The sequence below is a fragment of the Dermacoccus sp. MPR-E5 genome (assembly GCF_058809565.1).
On the sequence record NZ_JBXASS010000002.1, the window covers coordinates 26,370 to 44,419 of the forward strand.

Annotated in this window: 20 protein-coding genes; 12 read left to right on the forward strand and 8 right to left on the reverse strand. The window is 69.6% G+C overall.

Annotation, left to right across the window (positions count from 1 at the left end):
- Positions 1-169: 169 nt before the first annotated feature.
- The 3 genes from fdxA (at position 170) to AC1RS9_RS01365 (ending at position 3,508) form a co-directional block, all read left to right on the forward strand.
- Positions 170-493: a ferredoxin gene (gene fdxA, locus AC1RS9_RS01355; RefSeq protein ID WP_006947414.1), complete on the forward strand. Its 324-nt coding sequence runs from the start codon at positions 170-172 to the stop codon at positions 491-493.
- A 512-nt stretch (positions 494-1,005) separates the two neighbouring features.
- On the forward strand, positions 1,006-2,121 hold the full coding sequence (dapC, locus tag AC1RS9_RS01360) for a succinyldiaminopimelate transaminase (protein ID WP_492920262.1): 1,116 nt from the start codon (positions 1,006-1,008) through the stop codon (positions 2,119-2,121).
- Between the two features lie 121 nt (positions 2,122-2,242).
- The gene (locus tag AC1RS9_RS01365; protein WP_006947473.1) at positions 2,243-3,508 is read left to right on the forward strand and encodes a citrate synthase; all 1,266 of its coding nucleotides are present in this window, start codon (positions 2,243-2,245) and stop codon (positions 3,506-3,508) included.
- Positions 3,509-3,698: 190 nt separating this feature from the next.
- On the opposite strand, the gene AC1RS9_RS01370 is transcribed toward AC1RS9_RS01365, so the two are convergent.
- Positions 3,699-3,947, reverse strand: a complete 249-nt coding sequence (locus AC1RS9_RS01370) for a hypothetical protein (protein ID WP_074040387.1) — start codon at positions 3,945-3,947, stop codon at positions 3,699-3,701.
- A gap of 131 nt (positions 3,948-4,078) precedes the next feature.
- Complete coding sequence (gene dapD, locus AC1RS9_RS01375; RefSeq protein WP_062257071.1) at positions 4,079-5,008, reverse strand: 2,3,4,5-tetrahydropyridine-2,6-dicarboxylate N-succinyltransferase; 930 nt, start codon at positions 5,006-5,008, stop codon at positions 4,079-4,081.
- 153 nt (positions 5,009-5,161) lie between these two features.
- Here dapD and dapE point away from each other — a divergent pair, with 153 nt between their 5' ends.
- The 4 genes from dapE to AC1RS9_RS01395 are packed head-to-tail and all read left to right on the forward strand — an operon-like array spanning position 5,162 to position 8,269.
- Positions 5,162-6,232 (forward strand): succinyl-diaminopimelate desuccinylase, encoded by a 1,071-nt coding sequence (gene dapE, locus AC1RS9_RS01380; RefSeq protein WP_074040388.1) that lies wholly within the window; start codon positions 5,162-5,164, stop codon positions 6,230-6,232.
- Entirely contained in the window at positions 6,232-7,128 is an 897-nt protein-coding gene (locus tag AC1RS9_RS01385) for an LOG family protein (protein WP_243754982.1), read from the forward strand. The genes dapE and AC1RS9_RS01385 overlap by 1 nt, the downstream gene beginning before the upstream one ends.
- An 11-nt stretch (positions 7,129-7,139) precedes the next feature.
- Positions 7,140-7,679 carry a DivIVA domain-containing protein gene (locus AC1RS9_RS01390; protein WP_006947425.1) on the forward strand — a complete coding sequence of 180 codons (540 nt, stop codon included), beginning with the start codon at positions 7,140-7,142 and terminating at the stop codon, positions 7,677-7,679.
- Entirely contained in the window at positions 7,676-8,269 is a 594-nt protein-coding gene (locus AC1RS9_RS01395) for a DNA-3-methyladenine glycosylase I (RefSeq protein ID WP_062257075.1), read from the forward strand. The genes AC1RS9_RS01390 and AC1RS9_RS01395 overlap by 4 nt, the downstream gene beginning before the upstream one ends.
- Positions 8,270-8,566: 297 nt before the next feature.
- Here the strand turns inward: AC1RS9_RS01395 and AC1RS9_RS01400 are convergent, their stop codons facing one another.
- Positions 8,567-9,355 carry an enoyl-CoA hydratase-related protein gene (locus tag AC1RS9_RS01400; protein ID WP_040015157.1) on the reverse strand — a complete coding sequence of 263 codons (789 nt, stop codon included), beginning with the start codon at positions 9,353-9,355 and terminating at the stop codon, positions 8,567-8,569.
- 198 nt (positions 9,356-9,553) lie between these two features.
- Here AC1RS9_RS01400 and AC1RS9_RS01405 point away from each other — a divergent pair, with 198 nt between their 5' ends.
- A complete protein-coding gene (locus tag AC1RS9_RS01405) occupies positions 9,554-9,721 on the forward strand; it encodes a DUF3117 domain-containing protein (protein WP_006947428.1) in 168 nt (55 codons plus the stop codon).
- A gap of 226 nt (positions 9,722-9,947) precedes the next feature.
- Here AC1RS9_RS01405 and AC1RS9_RS01410 read toward each other — a convergent pair whose 3' ends face one another.
- Entirely contained in the window at positions 9,948-10,580 is a 633-nt protein-coding gene (locus tag AC1RS9_RS01410) for an O-methyltransferase (RefSeq protein WP_038567255.1), read from the reverse strand.
- A 374-nt stretch (positions 10,581-10,954) separates the two neighbouring features.
- On the opposite strand from AC1RS9_RS01410, the gene sigE reads away from it, so the two are divergent.
- The 3 genes from sigE to AC1RS9_RS01425 are packed head-to-tail and all read left to right on the forward strand — an operon-like array spanning position 10,955 to position 12,820.
- Positions 10,955-11,638, forward strand: coding sequence for an RNA polymerase sigma factor SigE (gene sigE / locus AC1RS9_RS01415; RefSeq protein ID WP_006947438.1), 684 nt, complete (start codon positions 10,955-10,957; stop codon positions 11,636-11,638).
- Positions 11,635-12,267 (forward strand): anti-sigma factor, encoded by a 633-nt coding sequence (locus AC1RS9_RS01420; RefSeq protein ID WP_062257077.1) that lies wholly within the window; start codon positions 11,635-11,637, stop codon positions 12,265-12,267. The genes sigE and AC1RS9_RS01420 overlap by 4 nt, the downstream gene beginning before the upstream one ends.
- 25 nt (positions 12,268-12,292) lie before the next feature.
- The gene (locus tag AC1RS9_RS01425; protein ID WP_074040392.1) at positions 12,293-12,820 is read left to right on the forward strand and encodes a twin-arginine translocase TatA/TatE family subunit; all 528 of its coding nucleotides are present in this window, start codon (positions 12,293-12,295) and stop codon (positions 12,818-12,820) included.
- Positions 12,821-12,965: 145 nt separating this feature from the next.
- Here the strand turns inward: AC1RS9_RS01425 and AC1RS9_RS01430 are convergent, their stop codons facing one another.
- From AC1RS9_RS01430 to AC1RS9_RS01445, 4 genes are all read right to left on the reverse strand, one after another.
- Complete coding sequence (locus AC1RS9_RS01430) at positions 12,966-14,102, reverse strand: Mrp/NBP35 family ATP-binding protein (protein ID WP_006947406.1); 1,137 nt, start codon at positions 14,100-14,102, stop codon at positions 12,966-12,968.
- Between the two features lie 63 nt (positions 14,103-14,165).
- Positions 14,166-14,873, reverse strand: a complete 708-nt coding sequence (locus AC1RS9_RS01435; protein WP_370447730.1) for a DUF1003 domain-containing protein — start codon at positions 14,871-14,873, stop codon at positions 14,166-14,168.
- Positions 14,870-16,177 carry a magnesium transporter MgtE N-terminal domain-containing protein gene (locus tag AC1RS9_RS01440; RefSeq protein ID WP_492920268.1) on the reverse strand — a complete coding sequence of 436 codons (1,308 nt, stop codon included), beginning with the start codon at positions 16,175-16,177 and terminating at the stop codon, positions 14,870-14,872. Before AC1RS9_RS01440 ends, AC1RS9_RS01435 begins: the two co-directional genes overlap by 4 nt.
- On the reverse strand, positions 16,174-16,938 hold the full coding sequence (locus AC1RS9_RS01445) for a hypothetical protein (RefSeq protein WP_062257083.1): 765 nt from the start codon (positions 16,936-16,938) through the stop codon (positions 16,174-16,176). The genes AC1RS9_RS01440 and AC1RS9_RS01445 overlap by 4 nt, the downstream gene beginning before the upstream one ends.
- A gap of 346 nt (positions 16,939-17,284) precedes the next feature.
- Here AC1RS9_RS01445 and AC1RS9_RS01450 point away from each other — a divergent pair, with 346 nt between their 5' ends.
- Positions 17,285-17,986 (forward strand): L,D-transpeptidase family protein, encoded by a 702-nt coding sequence (locus AC1RS9_RS01450; RefSeq protein WP_473957362.1) that lies wholly within the window; start codon positions 17,285-17,287, stop codon positions 17,984-17,986.
- Positions 17,987-18,050 lie beyond the last annotated feature (64 nt).

Genomic DNA, 18,050 nt, shown 5'->3' on the forward strand with positions numbered 1-18,050 from the left:
GGAAGCAAGGGTGGGCTTGTTTTCGGCGGAGTCGCGCACATCGGCATACTAGGAGGCAACCATCCGAACATCGCACCGTGACGCTCGGATACCAAGAACGTTCGCTGTCCGCATCTCGCCTCTGCACGGGTCGGCCGGCGGGCGCAACGCGACCACCGAGGAGCTACCCGTGACGTACGTCATCGCCCAGCCCTGTGTCGATGTCAAGGACAAGGCCTGCATCGAAGAGTGCCCCGTCGACTGCATCTACGAGGGTGAGCGTTCGCTCTACATCCACCCCGACGAGTGCGTCGACTGCGGCGCGTGCGAGCCGGTGTGCCCCGTCGAGGCCATCTACTACGAGGACGACACGCCCGAGGAGTGGGCCGACTACTACAAGGCCAACGTCGAGTTCTTCGACGACCTCGGCTCGCCCGGTGGCGCCGCCAAGATGGGCGTCATCAAGAAGGATCACCCGATCATCGCTGTCCTGCCTCCGCAGAACCAGGACTGACGACCAGGGGTGGTGGGCAGGGCTGACGGACGGTGAGGCCTGACGAGGACCGGCAGGCCGACGTCTGTGCCCCAAAGGTGCTGGGCGCTTGCGTGCCTGCACGCGAACCTCGCTCGCGCCAACAGAATCCTGCCCTTTCGAACCCCGCGCCAATCGAACCCCCGCGCGAGCTGCTGACGGCTCGTGCGGGGGTTCGTCGTGTCCCGCACCCATCTGCGATCTACGTCCACCTTCGCGATCTACGTCCCCTCCGGCGATTCCTGTCCACATCGGCGATTGTCGTCCACATTTACGTCGTCGCCGCGGCACGGGGGTCGACCGCGAAGATGGACGAAAATCGCGACAGTGGACGAAGATCGCAGCGGGGGAGGCGGTTCGCAGAGATGGACGGAAATCGCGAATGGTGACGAAGATCGCAGGAGTGGACGCCGTTCGCCGATGGGCACGCGGCCCTGGCGGCGCGGGGGTTCGGGCAGGGTGGGGATGTCGGTGGCAGGTGCGAGAATGGCGGCATGGCGCTCAACCTTCCTGACTTCCCCTGGGATTCGCTGGCCGCGGCCAAGGCGCGCGCGAGTGAGCACCCTGACGGCATCGTCGACCTCAGCGTCGGCACGCCCGTCGATCCGACGCCGCAGATCCTGCAGGACGCACTCGCGGCCAACGCCGACGCCCACGGATACCCGCAGGTATGGGGGACCCCCGATCTGCGTGAGGCTATCGCCGCCTGGTACGCACGCCGCCGCAACGCGAGCCACGTCGACCCCGACGGCGTCATGCCCACGGTCGGTTCTAAAGAACTGGTCGCGTGGCTCCCGACGCTGCTCGGCCTGGGCGCCGGGGACGTCGTCGCCTTTCCCGAGGTCGCCTACCCGACGTACGACGTCGGCGCTCGCCTCGCGGGCGCGACGCCGCGTCCGATGCGGGGCCTCACCGAGTTCGGGCCGCAGGCGCCGGAGCTGCTGTGGATGAACAGCCCCGGCAACCCGAACGGCAAGGTTCTCGGTGTCGAGCACCTCAAGAAGGTCGTCGACTGGGCACGCGCGCGTGGCGTCATCGTCGCGAGCGACGAGTGCTACGCCGAGCTCGACTGGCGTGACGGCGCCGGCGAGGCGGGGCAGCTGAGCGCCCCGAGCATCCTCGACGACCGCGTGTGCGGTGGAGATCACACCGGGCTGCTGTCGGTGTACTCCCTGAGCAAGCAGTCAAGCCTTGCCGGATACCGAGCCAGCTTCGTCGCGGGTGACCCAGCGATCGTCAAGCAGCTCGTCGACGTCCGCAAGCACGCCGGCATGATCGTGCCGTGGCCGGTGCAGCGGGTGCTCAAGACGGCGGTCGAGGACGACGCCCACGTGGCCGCCCAGAAGGCGATCTACGCGCGCCGCCGCGCCGCTCTCAAACCTGCGCTGGAGGCGGCAGGCTGGCGGATCGACGATTCCGAGGCCGGTCTGTACCTGTGGGCGACGCAGGGACGCCCCTGCCGCGAGTCGATCGACGCGCTCGCCGAGCTCGGCATCCTCGCTGCGCCGGGCGACTTCTACGGCGTCGCGGACGAGCAGCACGTCCGCATCGCGCTGACGGCCACCGACGAACGGATCGACGCCGCTGTGAGGCGCCTCACAGCGGGTTGACGGAGAGTCAAAGTTTTTACTCTACCCGGTGGTAGCGGATTAAAAGCAGCGGAAATTCTCAGGTAACGTCTCATTCGCTAACCCGGTACACCCCTGCCGGTCCGCAAGGAGGAAAACCCACATGACTTCTCAGGGCAACGCCACGTTCACGGCCGACGACAAGGAACTCGAGTTCCCGATCGTCGAGGCCGTCGAGGGCTGCAGCGGCTACGACATCTCGGCGCTCATGAAGGAGACGGGCAACGTCACCCTCGACGTCGGCTTCGTCAACACCGCGTCGTGCAAGTCCGCCATCACCTACATCGACGGTGACCAGGGCATCCTGCGCTACCGCGGTTACCCCATCGACCAGGTCGCGGAGAACGCCTCGTTCCTCGAGGTCGCCGCGCTCCTCATCGACGGTGAGCTGCCGTCGCAGGCTCGTCTCGACGAGATCACCCAGGCCGTCGCGAAGGCGTCTGTCCTGCCCGAGGGCCTGGAGAAGATCTTCGACGCGTTCCCCAAGGGCGCGCACCCGATGCTGATCCTCGCCTCCGTCGTCCCGGCGCTCGGCACGTACTACGCCGACGCGCTGTCGGTGAAGGACGACGCCGCGATCGACCAGGCGACGGCCGTCCTGCTGGGCGCCGTCCCGACGCTTGCCGCGTACTCGTACCGCAAGTCGATCGGTGAGTCGTTCATCGCGCCCGACGCCTCGCTCGGGTACGTCGAGAACTTCCTGCACATGATGTTCGGCGGCGACGTCGACCAGGCCACCGCCGATGCGCTCGACATGCTCTTCACGCTGCACGGCGACCACGAGCAGAACTGCTCGGCCTCGACCGTCCGCATGGTCGGTTCCGCCGAGGCGGACCTGTTTCAGTCGATCACCGCCGGCATCGGCGCCCTCTCGGGCCCGCTGCACGGTGGCGCGAACTCTGCTGTTCTCGAGATGCTCGAGAAGATCCAGTCGACGGGCGACTCGGCCGAGGACTTCATGGACAAGGTGAAGAACAAGGTCGACGGCGTGAAGCTCATGGGCTTCGGCCACCGCGTCTACAAGAGCTACGACCCGCGCGCCGCCATCGTCAAGAAGGCGACGCACTCGATCCTTGAGAAGAACGGCAAGGACGAGCAGCTCGAGCTCGCCATGGGCCTCGAGGAGCGCGCGCTGAAGGACGACTACTTCGTGCAGCGCAAGCTGTACCCGAACGTCGACTTCTACACGGGTCTCATATACAAGTCGATGGGCTTCCCGACGAACATGTTCACCGTCCTGTTCGCCATCGGCCGCATGCCCGGCTGGATCGCGCAGTGGCGTGAGCAGAACAAGGACGCGGCGAAGAAGATCGGCCGTCCGCGTCAGGTGTACGTCGGCGCGACCGAGCGCGACTACCCGACGAAGTGACGCCGGCGCGGCGCTGATCGCGTTCGCACCGTCGGACGAAGGGGCTGTTCACCATCGAGGGTGAGCAGCCCCTCTCTCATGCCTGACGTCCGGCCGGTACGACGGCCTTCCCCGCGTCAGGGACGGGGGGCGTCGCCCCACGCAAGAGCGCGCGCTGGGTTCGATTGGTCGCAGCGGCGAGCGGCGGGCGTCAGCCGATGAACGCGATCCCGAACGTCGCGAGCAGGCCCAGCAGCAGGAAAAGAGCGACGATGCGCTGCATCCTGCTCGCGCCGCTCATCGACGACGCGGCCTGCAGATCCGGCGCCGAGTAGGCGTCGAAGCCACTCTCGCGGACCTGGTCGCGCTCGCTGACGGGCACCCGCGTCTCGTGCAGCTCCCGCAGGTCCTCGCGTGGGGTCGGGCCGCTCAGGTGCGTTCGGTCGGGGTGGCTCGTCATCGTCGTCTCCTCGTGCGTGGGGCGCTCACAGTGTGACGCCTGGCTGACGGTCCGTGGGGTTGAACGGGTGATGAAATGCCGCGAGGCGCCGCGGCTCGGATGGTCGCGACCCCGCATGCCCGCCTGTGGCGTCAGTTCTTGTGCAGGTCCGCGTTGAGCTCGATGCCCCTGCCGGCGCGGGCGCGGCACTCGACGGCGCCCGTCTCGGAGTTGCGCAGGAAGAGCATGTTGGCGCCACCGGAGAGCTCGACGGCCTTGGTGACGGTGCCGTCGGGCATCGTCACCTTGGTGCCGGCGGTGAGGTAGAGGCCGGCCTCGACGACGCAGTCGTCACCGAGCGCAATGCCGAGGCCCGATTCGGCGCCGAGCAGGCAGCGTTCGCCGAGGCTGACGCGCTGCGTGCCGCCGCCCGACAGGGTGCCCATGATCGAGGCGCCGCCGCCGATGTCGGAGCCGTCGCCGACGACGACGCCCTGCGTGATACGCCCCTCGACCATGGAGTGCCCGAGCGTGCCGGCGTTGAAGTTGACGAAACCCTCCTGCATGACGGTCGTGCCCTCGGCGAGGTGGGCGCCGAGACGCACGCGGTCGGCGTCGGCGACGCGGACACCGCTGGGCGTGACGTAGTCGGTCATGCGCGGGAACTTGTCGATGCTGAAGACGCTGACGGGGCCACGCTGACGCAGACGCGCGCGCGTCATCTCGAAGTCGTCGACGGCGCACGGGCCGAAGTTCGTCCACACCACGTTGGCGAGCCGGCCGAAGATGCCGTCGAGGTTGATGGTGTTCGGCAGCACGAGGCGGTGGCTGAGCAGATGCAGGCGCAGGTACGCGTCGGGAACGTCGTCCGGGGCGGCGTCGAGGTCGATGACGGTGCGCACGACCTTCGTCGTCACCGTGCGCGCGTCGTCCTTCGTCTCGAGGGCGGTGAGCGCGGACGGAGCCTTGGTGGCGTCGTCGGGCGTGCCGAGCGCGGGGGAGGGGTACCACGTGTCGAGCGTGGTGCCGTCGGCGGTCACGGTGGCGAGGCCGTAGCCCCAGGCGGTGCGTGCATCAGTCATGCCGCCCAGGCTACCGAGGGGTTCGCGGCTGTGGGTGGGCTCGTCCGGGTGGCGGGCCGACTCGTCTGCGATTCGCGCACACATTCGCTCCCCGGGCGATGGACGTTCCTCTCCCGTGCCACGGTTGTCGGCGACGGGTCATAGGGTGTGGGCATGGCTTCTCTGGACCTGACGCAGGACGTCGTCGCGCTCACCGAATCGGTGTGCAACATCGAGTCGGTCTCTCTCGATGAGAAGAACCTCGCCGACGCGATCGAGGCCGAGCTCGCGACGCTCGACCACCTCGACGTCGTACGCGACGGCAACACGATCGTCGCCCGCACGAACCTGGGGCGTGACGAACGCATCGTCCTCGCCGGCCACATCGACACGGTGCCGCTGACGAAGGATCCCGCCAACCTGCCCGTCAAGCGTGTCGGCGGCAAGCTGCACGGGCGCGGCACGACCGACATGAAGGGCGGGGTGTCCGTCCAGCTCAAGATCGCCAAAGAACTGACGGAGCCGAACCGCGACATCACCTTCGTCTTCTACGAGGGCGAGGAGATCGAGGATCAGCACAACGGTCTGGGGCGCATTGCGCGCACCCGACCGGAGCTGCTCGAGGGGGCCGCGTTCGCCGTCCTGCTCGAGCCGACCAACGGCGGTATCGAGGGCGGCTGCAAGGGGACGCTGCGGGTTCACGTGCGCACCAAGGGAATCGCCGCCCACTCGGCGCGGCCCTGGAAGGGTGACAACGCCATCCACAAGGCTGCCGACATCCTCAACCGGTTGCGTGAGTACGAACCGCAGACGGTCACCGTCGACGGTCTCGACTACCACGAGGGCCTCAACGCGGTGAACATCTCCGGCGGCATCGCGGGCAACGTCATCCCCGACGCGTGCACGGTGACGGTGAACTACCGCTTCGCGCCGGACAAGAGCGCCGAGGACGCGCTCGCGTACGTCACGACGTTCTTCGATGGTTTCGACATCGAGTGCGACGATCTCGCCGGGGGCGCCCGTCCCGGTCTCGACCGCCCGGCGGCGAAGGCGTTCGTCGACGCGCTCGGCCTGCCTGTCGTCGCGAAGGAGGGGTGGACGGACGTCGCGCGCTTTTCCGCCGTCGGCGTGCCTGCGGTCAACTTCGGCCCCGGGGACCCGAACGTCGCCCACATGGACGACGAGTGGTGCCCCGAGGATCAGATCGTCACCGCGCTCGAGCTGCTCAAGGGATGGCTGGCCTGATGGCGCACCACGACGACGAGCGCGACGCGCGTAGCGCCCGCGGGAGCGAGGAGATGGTCGACGTCGCGTCGCAGCCCGGCCCGGTTGCCGATTCGGGTCTCGCGGCCCGCCGTGACGAGGCAGAACGCCGCAAGGCCGGCCCCGAGCACGACTACCACAAGGGTGCGGTCACGCTGCGCGGCAAGCACGTGCCGCGCACGACGACCGACCAGCGACTGCTCGACTCGAACTTCGAGGCGGACTGGGTCCACACCGACCCATGGCGCGTCATGCGTATCCAGGCCGAGTTCGTCGAGGGCTTCGGCGCGCTCGCCGAGCTGGGGCCCGCCATCAGCGTGTTCGGCTCGGCGCGGCTCAAGTCCGAGCATCCGGCGTACGCCGTGGGCGAGCAGGTGGGGCGCGCCCTGGTCAAGGAGGGCTTCGCCGTCGTCACCGGCGGGGGCCCGGGCGCGATGGAGGCCGCGAACAAGGGCGCCTTCGAGTCAGGCGGCACGTCCGTCGGGCTCGGCATCGAACTGCCCTTCGAGACGGGGCTCAACCGCTTCGTCAACCTCGGCGTGAACTTCCGCTACTTCTTCGTGCGCAAGACGGTGTTCGTCAAGTACACGCAGGGCGCCATCGTGCTGCCGGGCGGTGTGGGGACGCTTGACGAGATGTTCGAGGCGATCACGCTCGTGCAGACGCAGAAGGTGACGCACTACCCGATCGTGCTCGTCGGCACCGCGTTCTGGAGCCCGCTGCGCGAATGGTTGCGCGCGACGGTGCTCGCCGAGGGCATGATCTCCGAGCGCGACGTCGACCGCATGGTCATCGTCGACACCGCAGAAGAAGCCATCGCGTTCATCCGTGACGCTCACCGCGCCGCTCGCGCGGGCGAGCGTCCCGTCGAGGCCTGAGGAGCACCATCATGATGATCGTCCTCATCGTCGTCCTGATCGTCATCATCGGGGCGCTCGTCGCGGTTCTCGCCGGACGCATCGGCGTCGACTCGATGTCGGGCCCGAGCAGCACGTCATCGTTCGAGTTGCCGCCCGGCCCCCTGGGCGCACAGGGCGTGGACGCCGTTCGTTTCGACCAGGCACTGCGCGGGTACAACATGGGTCAGGTCGACGCGGTGCTCGACCGCCTGTTCGAAGAGATCGGTGAGTTGGAATCGCAGCTCGGCGAGAAGCCCGACGGTGCGCGCGCCACGACGGCTCGCCCTGACGCCGTGGCCGACGCGGAGGGTGCGTCTCGTAGCCGCCCGGCCGGTGACGAGGCGGCCGAGATCGTCCAGTTCCGGCGTCGCGGGCGCCGCTCGCTCGGGCACGAGCGCGAGGACGAGGCGTCTGAGACCGCGGCGCGCGAGGCCGTGGCGCTCGACAAGGGCGATGAGCCAGTTGGCAGTGATGAGCCGGGAGGCCGGCACGCGGCGTCGCGGGAGTCGTCGAGCGACCGCCACGCATGAGCCTGCTCATCGTCGGTGACGACGGTGTCGCCCGCTGCGCATGGGCCACGAGCGCACCAGATTACGTCGCCTACCACGACGACGAATGGGGGCGACGGGTGCGCGGTGAGCGGGAACTGTTCGAGCGGCTGACGCTCGAGTCGTTCCAGTCGGGGTTGTCCTGGCTGACGATCCTGCGCAAGCGTGAGGCGTTCCGGGCGGCCTTCGTCGGGTTCGAGCCGGATGCCGTGGCGGCGCTCGGGGCCGCCGATGTCGAGCGGTTGATGGGCGATGCCTCGATCGTGCGTAATCGCCGCAAGATCGAGGCTGCGGTGATGAACGCGCGCGCCGTCGTCGAGCTGCGTGCCGACGGTGGGCTCGAGGCGCTCATCGACACCTTCCCGCCTGCGGCGCACGAGCGCCCGGCGACCGTGGCGGACGTCGTCGGGTCGTCGGACGAGTCGACCGCGCTCGCGAAAGAACTGAAACGGCGCGGCTTCGCGCACGTCGGACCTACGACCTGCTACTCGCTCATGCAGGCGTGCGGGTACGTCAACGACCACGCAGCAGGGTGTGTTGCCGGCGACGCCATCGAACGTCTGGCGGGGTGAGGTCGAGGCGCCCGGTGCCCGGCGCCGTCGCCGGGTCAAACGTGAGACGGCTGCGTCGTCGGCGTGAGCCCTCCGAGCATCAGGTTGACGGCGGGGGTGCGCGCCGAACGCAGGCAATCTGTGCCGTGCCCCCTAGGGACCGTCGCTCGGCACCCCCTCGGCACCCCAGACTACCGGCGGGGGCGACCGTCAGACACAGGGTGCCCTTCGCGCGGCTCTGGGAGCCCCAGCCTGCGAACGGAGGGAGCGACGGGCCGCCGTCGCCGTAGGCGAATGTGGAGGAACATCGCCGATGGGTCAGCGGCCCTCGAAGGTCGGGGGCTGCTTGGTGAGGAAGGCGTCGACGGCGCGTCGGTGATCGTCGCTCGATCCCGTGCGGATCATGAGCGGCTCCTCGTGGGCCAACGACTCCACCAGCGAGTGGTTCGACGCGAATTCGAGCGCATCGCGCATCGCGGCGTAGGCGAGGGTCGGGCCGGCCGCGAGTCGGGCCGCCCATGACTGCGCTGCGGCGAGGGCGTCGTCCTCGATGCGGTTGACCAGGCCGATGCGCAGGGCCTCGTCGGCGTCGATCGTCCGCGCATCGAAGAGCAGTTCGCGCGCGCGGGCCGAGCCGACGAGTCGCTGCAGGCTCCAGCTCGCGCCCGTGTCGCAGCTGAGCCCGATGCCCGCGAACGCCGTCGTGAACTTGGCCGTGGGCGCGGCGATCCGGAAGTCGGCCAGCATCGCGAGCGACAACCCGGCGCCTGCCGCCACGCCGTTGACGGCGGCGATGACGGGCTTCGGCATCTGCGCGAGCGTCGTCGCGATCGGGTTGTAGTAGCGCGACACCGATTCGAACGGGCCCTTCGACCCGGCACCGAGCTGCTCGGCGTGCTCGCGCAGATCCTGGCCGACGCAGAATCCGCGCCCGGCCCCCGTCAGGACGAGGGCTCGGATCGACGCATCGTCGGCGACCTGCCTGACGGCGGCGAGCAGCGCGGTCTTGCTCGTGTCGGTCAGTGAGTTGAGCGAGTCGGGGCGGTCGAGCGTGACGGTGGCGACGCCGTCGCTCACGTCGACGAGAACTTCAGAGGTGGCAGACATGGTGACGAGTTTCACACATGGATTTCGTCTGCCTGGCAGGACGCGCAATAATGGTGGGTAACAAGCTGATCGACGAGCACACCGGCCCCCTTGCGAGAGCGGGGAGTCGTGTTCGGCGCGACGGAGGATCGCGGCACGCTTCGACGATGTGGCAGAACCTAGCGCGCCGTGTGGCGCGTTCTCGAAAGGGGTCAACCCATGGCAGCGATGAAGCCGCGGACCGGTGACGGTCCCCTTGAGGTCGCGAAGGAAGGCCGCAGCATCCTGCTGCGCATGCCGCTCGAAGGCGGCGGACGTCTCGTCGTCGAGATGAACGCCGACGAGGCCAAGGCCCTCGGCGCCGCGATCACCGACTGCGTCGGCTGACGCGTTCGTCACGCACCGCTCGAAACAGGCGCCTCATCCCTCCGGGGATGAGGCGCCTGTTCGCGTCGTGCCAGCGCCGGCGGCTGGGTGGCAGCGCGACAGGCAGCCGCGCTGTGTGCCGCCACTCCTGTTTGCGCAACTCGTGGCCGAGGGTGAGCAGGCGGGCGACAGCGCTTGGCGCGCCTCGTGCCCGCGCAACTCGTCGCAGAGGGCGCGCAGGCCGGCGTCAGCGTTTGACGCAGACGAGGAGGCCGTCGCCGACGGGCAGGAGCGTCGTGAGCAGGTCGTCACGTTCGCGCAGCTCCTTGCCGAGGGCGCGCAGACGCTTCGTCGTCTCGTCGCGCACCGCGGGGTCGGCGACGCGGTCATGCCACAGCATGTTGTCGAGGACGATGACGCCGCCGCGCCGCACGAGACGCAGCGCCTGCTCGACGTACGCGGGGTATTCGTCCTTCTCACCGTCGACGAGGACGAGGTCGTAGGCGGCATCCGCAAGGCGCGGCAGCACCGTCAGGGCGCTGCCGGAGATGATGCGGGTGCGCTGGGGCGGGTAACCCGCGCGCTGGTACGCCGCGCGGGCGGCGCGCTGGTGTTCCATGCTGATGTCGATCGTGGTGAGCACCCCGTCAGCCGGCATGCCGTCGAGCAGCCACAGCCCGGACGAACCGGCGCCCGTGCCGATCTCGACGACGGTGCGCGCCGCCGTCGACGCCGCGAGCATGCGCAGGGCAGCGCCCGCGGCGCTCGTCACCGGGGTGGCGCCGAGGTGCTCGCCCTGGATGCGGGCAGCCTCGATGTGCTGGGGCTCGTCGGCGAAATCCTCGGCGTACGCCCAGCTCGCGGGCTTGAAACTGGTCATGGGGGACATCCTAGGGGCGCTCGCAGCCCCACCCGATCCGTGGGTCGGCACGCGGCTGTGCGCCGATGGCGGCTCCAGGCCCAGTGCAGCCGACTCTGCGCGCAGTGCGGCGCCAGCCCCTGTGCAGCCCACTGTGCGCGGATGACGGCCGTCGAGCTCCGCGGCCCGAGGCGCTCGACGTCTCAGCAGCAGGGCAGCGTTCGGAATGCGCGACGAGAATGCAGCATCCGCAATGGGCCCCACGAATTCTGAACGCAACTGGGCCTCAGCCGCACGAGGCGGCCAGCCGGCGGGTCCCTCAGCAAGTCCACAGGCATGCCGGGGATAATGAATGCTCGCGGCGCGCCAGCGCCGAGATGCGGTCGGGAGGACCCATGTCGATGTCGAACCCCCGGGGCGCAGTTGCCGACCCCGTTCACCCCGTCAACACGCGCTCGCGTGTGCATGTCGCCGAGCAGGCGCCGCCTGGCTGGCAGCCGCCGACGTGGGAGGAGATCGTCACCGAGCACAGTGCGCGCGTCTACCGACTCGCCTACCGCCTCACCGGCAACGTCCACGACGCAGAGGACCTGACGCACGACGTCTTCGTGCGCGTGTTCAATTCGCTCGGTTCGTACCGTCCCGGCACCTTCGAGGGCTGGCTGCACCGCATCACGACGAACATGTTCCTCGATCGCATGCGCCGCAAGCAGCGCATCCGCTTCGACGCCCTGGCCGACGACGCCGACGGCCGGCTGCCCTCCGGAGCGGCCGGGCCCGAGCAGGTCGTCCTCGACGCGCAGTTGGACGACGACGTGCAGCGCGCGCTCGACGCGCTGGCCCCCGACTTCCGCGCGGCGGTCGTGCTGTGCGACATCGAGGGCCTCACGTACGAGGAGATCGCCCAGACTCTCGGACTGAAGCTCGGCACGGTGCGTTCACGCATCCACCGCGGCCGGGCCGCCCTGCGCGAGTCGCTCGCGCATCGCTCGCCCGCCGCTCGTGAGGCGCGACGTCGTAGCGTCGTCCAGGCCGCGAAGGAGGGGCTCACGCGACGCCCGGCCGTGGGGCTCACGTGATCCGCCGGTATCGCTCGGGGCACCTGGGCGAAGCCATCGACCTGTACGTCGACGGCAGACTCGACGCGGTGTCGATGCGGTGCGCGGCGCGCCACCTGCTCGTGTGCTCGGTGTGCCGCCGTGACGTCGACGCGGAACGCGCCATCGTCCGTGAGGTGCGCGCGGTGCCCGTCGACCCCGACCGTCATGCTTCCCTCGTCGCAGGGCTGCTCGCTCTGGCGCCGGAGTGCGCGTCGCGGCCGCCGTCAGCGGCGCCTGGCTCCTGCGCCGACGAGGCCATGGTGCTGGAGGCGGCGCCCCACCGCGCTGCGGCTGGTTCCCGGGAGGACGAGATCGCGTGGCAGGATGCCACGCGCCAGCACCCGGCAGCGCGCCGGCGCCGCTCGAACGTGCGGGCGGGGCTCGTCGCGGGTCTCGCGGGCCTCGGCTCGACCGCGGCATGCGTGGGCGCGTTCGTGCTCGTCACACCGTCGCATTCCGCGCCGATGGCGCCGGAGCGCAGCCGCATGGCGAGCGTCGGAAGCGACAGGATCGCGCCCCCGACGATCGATGTCGCGGGCAGCCGCGAGGTCACGCACGGTGAGCGGGTGACGGTGAGTCGCGCCGGATCAGGCAGAATGGCCCCATGAGCGAGTTCGCAGGGGTGACGTACGCGTGAACATTCCATTCATCGACATCAACTCGGGCGAATTCATCATCATCGTCATCATCGCTCTCGTGCTCATCGGGCCGAAGCGGTTGCCGGGTTATGTCGACAAGCTGCGCACGTTCATCCGCACCGCGCGGGAGATGGCCGAGGGAGCGAAGACGCAGCTCAAGACGGAGATGGGCCCCGAGTTCCAGGACGTCGACTGGCGCCAGTACGACCCCCGCCAGTACGACCCGCGCAAGATCGTGCGCGAGGCGCTGTTCGACGATCCCGACGCCGACATCGCGGGCGAGATCGGGCTGAGAGAGCGCACCGCGCAGTCGACCGGCGCGACAGCGGCGGGCGCCGTGGGTGCGGCCGGCGCAGCTGCATACAGCAGCGATAGCGGAGCCGACGGCGTCGGGGCCGGAGGGATCGGAGCGGAGGGCACCGGCGGTGAGGACGCCTACGGCGTGCCGGCCGCCCCGCGCTCCCTCGTCACTGCCGAATACCACCCCGACCGCGTCACGCCCTTCGACGACGACGCCACCTGAGCTCGACCGAACCGGTGCCGGTCGAGCGCTGACCGACCTCGCGGGGGAGTTTCAGCTTCCGCGCACACCGACGAGAGCCGCAACCCTGACGTGCAGGGTTGCGGCTCTCGTCGGTGTGCTCGCTGTGCGCGAGCGGCGCGTCAACTCACAGCTTGGTACTCGGCGTCAGCCCGAGGCTGCGTCCGGCGAGGCCGCGAGCGCGCGTGCCGAGGCCCTTGGCGATGCCGCGCAGGGCGACGGCGGCGGGCGCGTCGGGGTGGCCGACGACGACGGGGATGCCGTGGTCGGCGCCCTCACGCAGGGTCGTGTCGAGCGGGATCTGGCCGAGCAGCTCGACGGGCGCGCCGATTGACTGCGTCAGCGATTCGGCGACGGTGGCGCCGCCGCCCGCGCCGAAGATCTCCTGGCGCGTGCCGTCGGGCAGCTCGAGCCACGACATGTTCTCGATGACGCCGGCGACGCGCTGCTTCGTCTGCAGGGCGATCGCACCGGCGCGCTCGGCGACCTCGGCGGCGGCCTGCTGCGGCGTCGTCACGACGAGGATCTCGGCGGTCGGGATGAGCTGCGCGACGGAGATCGCGATGTCGCCTGTGCCGGGCGGCAGGTCGAGCAGGAGGACGTCGAGGTCGCCCCAGAACACGTCGGCGAGGAACTGCTGGAGCGCGCGGTGCAGCATCGGGCCGCGCCACACGACGGGCTGGTTGCCGGGCACGAACATGCCGATCGAGATGACCTTCACGTCGTGCGCCTCGGGCGGCAGGATCATGTCGTCGACCTGCGTCGGGCGGTGCGCGACGCCGAGCATGCGCGGCACGGAGAAGCCGTAGATGTCGGCGTCGACGACGCCGACCTTGAGGCCCTGCTCGGCGAGCGCGGCGGCGAGGTTCGTCGTCACGGACGACTTGCCGACGCCGCCCTTGCCGGACGCGACGGCGTACACGCGCGTCATCGAACCGGGCTTGGCGAACGGGATCTCACGTTCGGGGGAGGAGCCCTTGAGCTGCTCGCGCAGGTTCTTGCGCTGCTCATCGTTCATCACGCCGAGGTTCACCTGGACGCCCGTGACACCGTCGACGGCCATCACGGCCTTCGTCGTGTCCTCCGTAAGCTTCGCCTTGAGCGGGCAGCCCGCGATCGTCAGGAGGATGGTGACGGCGACGTGGCCGGACTCGGAGACATCGACCGACTCGACCATGCCGAGTTCGGTGATGGGCTTGTGGATCTCCGGATCCTCCACGGTCGCCAGGGCAGCGCCGATGGCGTCGAGAGTGGGGGTGGTCATGCCCTCCATCGTACGGCGTGGTAGTGAGTGGCCTGAGTCACGTCCACCCGGGCACTCGCGCCCTTATGCCTCCGGGCACGCGTCCTTCTTGGCCTGCTTCTTCGCGGCCTTCTTCTCCTGCTTCGACGAGCCGGCATCGTCGTCCTCGGCATCGGGCATGGCGAGCATGCCGCGCTCCTCCATCTCCTCGAGCAGCGAACGCAGCTCGGAGCGCACGAAGTCACGCGTCGCCGTCTCACGCATCGCGAGGCGCAGCGAGGCGACCTCTCGGGTGAGGAACTCGGTGTCGGCGAGGTTGCGCTCGTCGCGCGAGCGATCCTGTTCGATGGCGACGCGGTCGCGATCGTCCTGACGGTTCTGCGCGAGCAGGATGAGCGGCGCCGCGTACGAGGCCTGCAGCGACAGCAGGAGCGTGAGGAAGACGAACGGGTACTCGTCGAACTTCAGTGGCGTCATGTTGACCACCACGTAGATGATGATGAAGCCCGACATCAGGATGAGGAAGTTCGCCGTACCCATGTAGCGCGCGAACTTCTCGCTCGCGACGCCGAAGCCCTCGGAGTCGAGGTCGATGCGTGGCAGCACGCGCGCCCGCTTCTCCTGCGGCTGATCGAGGCGGCCGGCGGCGTCGCGTTCGTCGCGTGAGTCCCGACGCGCCTCCTTCAATGCCTCCTTGCGACGCGATTCCTCCCGGGATTCCTTGGCGTCGCGACGCTCGTCCCGCTTCTCGTCACGCCCGCGCTCACGGCGCGAACCCACTTCGCGGCTCACTGCGTCACCCCCGGAAAGGTCTTGTCCTGGCGGAAGTCATGGCGCTCCTCGCGCCAGTCCTCGGGAAGGATGTGGTCGAGCACGTCATCGACGGTGACCGCGCCGAGCAGGCGCCCGTCGTCGTCGACGACCGGCAGCGACACGAGGTTGTACTGCGCGAGGGTGCGCGTCACCTCGCCGAGCGGCGCGTCGACGTTGACCGGGTCGACGGTCGAGTCGACGACGTTGCCGAGCGACGTGTGCGGCGGTTCGCGCAGCAGCCGCTGCGTGTGCACCATGCCGAGGAAGCGCCCCGTCGGCACCTCGAGCGGCGGGCGCACGACGAACACGGCCGACGCGAGCGCCGGCGCGACCTCTTCACGGCGCACGACGGCGAGGGCCTCGGCGATCGTCGCCTCCGGGCCCAGGATGGCCGGTTCGGTCGTCATGAGACCACCCGCGGTGTTCTCGTCGTACGTGAGCAGCCGGCGCAGGGGAGCGGCGTCGGCCGGCTCCATGCGCTGCAGCAGATCCTCGGCCGTCTCGGGCGGCAGATCACCGAGCAGGTCGACGGCGTCGTCGGGCTCCATCGCCTCGAGGACGTCGGCCGCGCGCTCGGTGTCGAGGGCGGCAATGATCTCGACCTGGTCGTCCTCGGGCAACTCTTCGAGTAGATCGGCGAGCGTGCCGTCGTCGAGGGCGCGCGCCACCTCGGCGCGACGCTTCGGCGTCAGGTCGTGGATGACCTCGGCAAGATCCTCGACGCGCAGGTCGTCGTACGTCTCGAGCAGCCGCTCAGCCGACTGCTCGGTGTGCTGCCGGTTGAGGCCGTAGACATCGCGGATGTCGTGCAGGCTGGTCGATCCGGTGCGCCGACGCGTCAGACGGTGCATGGCGCGCGAGGCGCCCGACGACTGCTCCTGCGCACGGACGAACACCTTCGTCATGTCCCAGTCGCGACGCTGGTTCTGCTCCATCGCCATGTCCTCGACGGTGCCGGTGAACGTCTCGCCGTCCGGCTCGCGGACCGTCACCTGGCGGTCGAAGAGTTCGGCGCATACGAGCGTCTCGTTGTGACGCTGCTCGAAGCGGCGCATGTTGACCAGGCCCGTCGTGATGACCTTGCCCGCATCGATCGACGTCACGCGCGTCAGCGGCAGGAACACGCGGCGCCGCTGCACGACCTCGACGACGAGGCCGATGACGCGCGGGCTCGGGTTCTTGCCGAACACGACGACGACGTCACGCACCCGCCCGACGCGGTCGCCGAGAGGGTCGAAGACGGTGAGGCCGACGAGACGGGCGACGAAGACACGGGTGCTCACGGGTTCACCCTATCGACGCCCGGTTGGGCGTTCGCTGGGTCGGCGGGCTTGCTGGACCCGCCGGGTTCCGGCGTCGCCTCCTCGGCACGCACGGCGGCGCGGTGCTCACGCTCCGCGGCGGCAGCGGCGGGGCGCGGTTCGCCCGGCGCGCTCGTGCCGAGATCGGCCGCGGGAGCGCTCTGCGCCGCGGCGGGGCTCGTCTGCGCCTCCGGGGAGGCACCTGCCGCGGCATTCTTCGCGGGCGTCGCTCTCGACCCGGACGCCGCTCTCGCTGCTGCCGGCGCCGGCCGGGACGTGGTCTCCTCCGCCTCCGCAGTGGCCGAGGTCTCTGCGTCATCTTGCGCCGGCGCATCAAGGCGCTCACCGCGCAGCACCACCGTCGCCAGGTCGGGGGTGAAGCGCGTGACACGGCACTCCTGCGCCCAGCGCGCGACGATGTCGTGGGCCGGCGCGTTGAGCCGCCCGGCCTTGAGGGCGAATGTCGCGACCTCCCACACCTCGTCCTCGGGCGTGATGACGTCGGCGTCCGCCTCGAAGGAGACGAGGCGAGCGCGGGACTCCTTCGAACGCGCCACCACCTCGACGCGGCCGAGGTGCTCGGGGGAGAACTGCTCGCCCGGGCCGCTCACCGTGTACGCGACCCCGGCGAGGTGGACGTGCCAGACCGGCGCCGAGCCGGCAGTCGAGGTGATCCACAGCAACCCCGACTTGGCGAGGGCCTCGGTGACAAGACGGTCGGTGGCAGGCTTCGCGGCAGTCATACCCTCATTGTTTCATCACGATTTCGTTGCGAACGACGGGCGCGAATCGCCGTGAGCCGAGGCCCGCAGCTCTTGTGAGACTGCGTCGCACCCCTGCAACGACGCGGAGAACGATCCCCACCCGCCCGTCGGCAGCTGCGCATCGCGGCGCAGGACGCCGCCGTCGAGCCCGCCCCCATTACCACGACCTCTGGCATGATGAGGAATCGGTGAACCGGTACGGATTCTGCACGACTCACGACGAGCCGGGGGGGAAACCGAGATCGGCCGGCGCGCGTCCCAGACGTACACGGGCCGCGCCAGAGCCCAGATCGCTCACCACGATCTCGATCGAAGGGAAAGTGACATGCAGCACCACGAAATCAGCCGCCGCGCCATCGTCACCGGCGCCGGCGCCACCGGCACGCTCGCCGTCGTCGGCCTCATCGGCTCGGGCACGGCGTCCGCCGCGAACCCCGTCCTGCAGACCGGCAGCAAGGGCAGCGCGGTCACCACCCTCCAGAAGCGCCTCAACGCCCTCGGCTATTGGTGCGGCAACCCCGACGGCGCCTTCGGCGCCCAGACCAAGCAGGCAGTCCTCGCCGTGCAGAAGGTCGCAGGCCTCGCCCGCGACGGCGTCGTCGGCGCCCGCTCATGGGATGCGCTGAACCGCGGCGTCCGTCCAAGCAGCCGTCGCGGCGGCAACCGCATCGAGGTAGACAAGAGCCGCCAGATCGTCATGGTCGTGCGCGGCGGCTCCGTCAAGTACAACTTCAACACCTCGACCGGCAACGGCCAGACCTTCACCTACTACGGCCGACGCATCAAGGCCGTCACGCCCTCCGGTGAATACAAGACGTACCGCTCCGTCACCTCCGGCTGGGACTACGGCGCCCTCGGTGGCCTCTACCGCCCGTTCTACTTCAACGGCGGCATCGCCCTGCACGGCTCCAACGACATCCCGGCCTACCCCGCCTCCCACGGTTGCTGCCGCATGTCCTGCGCCGCACAGGACTTCCTCATCGGCTCCAAGCTGCTCTACATCGGCGAAGCCGTCAGCGTGTACTGATTCCTCTCACGGGCCGGCTTCCGGCTCACCGTCGGGGGGGGGGGGGGGGGGGGGGGGGGGCGGG

Bases quoted from the DNA above. Each gene is read 5' to 3' on its own strand.
- AC1RS9_RS01385 (WP_243754982.1), top strand. From the start codon at position 6,232: ATGGCGCACCACGACGACGAGCGCGACGCGCGTAGCGCCCGCGGGAGC.
- AC1RS9_RS01395 (WP_062257075.1), top strand. From the start codon at position 7,676: ATGAGCCTGCTCATCGTCGGTGACGACGGTGTCGCCCGCTGCGCATGG.
- AC1RS9_RS01410 (WP_038567255.1), bottom strand. From the start codon at position 10,580: ATGACCAGTTTCAAGCCCGCGAGCTGGGCGTACGCCGAGGATTTCGCC.
- dapE (WP_074040388.1), top strand. From the start codon at position 5,162: ATGGCTTCTCTGGACCTGACGCAGGACGTCGTCGCGCTCACCGAATCG.
- AC1RS9_RS01445 (WP_062257083.1), bottom strand. From the start codon at position 16,938: ATGACTGCCGCGAAGCCTGCCACCGACCGTCTTGTCACCGAGGCCCTC.
- dapC (WP_492920262.1), top strand. From the start codon at position 1,006: ATGGCGCTCAACCTTCCTGACTTCCCCTGGGATTCGCTGGCCGCGGCC.
- AC1RS9_RS01365 (WP_006947473.1), top strand. From the start codon at position 2,243: ATGACTTCTCAGGGCAACGCCACGTTCACGGCCGACGACAAGGAACTC.
- AC1RS9_RS01450 (WP_473957362.1), top strand. From the start codon at position 17,285: ATGCAGCACCACGAAATCAGCCGCCGCGCCATCGTCACCGGCGCCGGC.
- AC1RS9_RS01390 (WP_006947425.1), top strand. From the start codon at position 7,140: ATGATGATCGTCCTCATCGTCGTCCTGATCGTCATCATCGGGGCGCTC.
- AC1RS9_RS01430 (WP_006947406.1), bottom strand. From the start codon at position 14,102: ATGACCACCCCCACTCTCGACGCCATCGGCGCTGCCCTGGCGACCGTG.
- AC1RS9_RS01405 (WP_006947428.1), top strand. From the start codon at position 9,554: ATGGCAGCGATGAAGCCGCGGACCGGTGACGGTCCCCTTGAGGTCGCG.
- AC1RS9_RS01370 (WP_074040387.1), bottom strand. From the start codon at position 3,947: ATGACGAGCCACCCCGACCGAACGCACCTGAGCGGCCCGACCCCACGC.
- AC1RS9_RS01400 (WP_040015157.1), bottom strand. From the start codon at position 9,355: ATGTCTGCCACCTCTGAAGTTCTCGTCGACGTGAGCGACGGCGTCGCC.
- sigE (WP_006947438.1), top strand. From the start codon at position 10,955: ATGTCGATGTCGAACCCCCGGGGCGCAGTTGCCGACCCCGTTCACCCC.
- dapD (WP_062257071.1), bottom strand. From the start codon at position 5,008: ATGACTGATGCACGCACCGCCTGGGGCTACGGCCTCGCCACCGTGACC.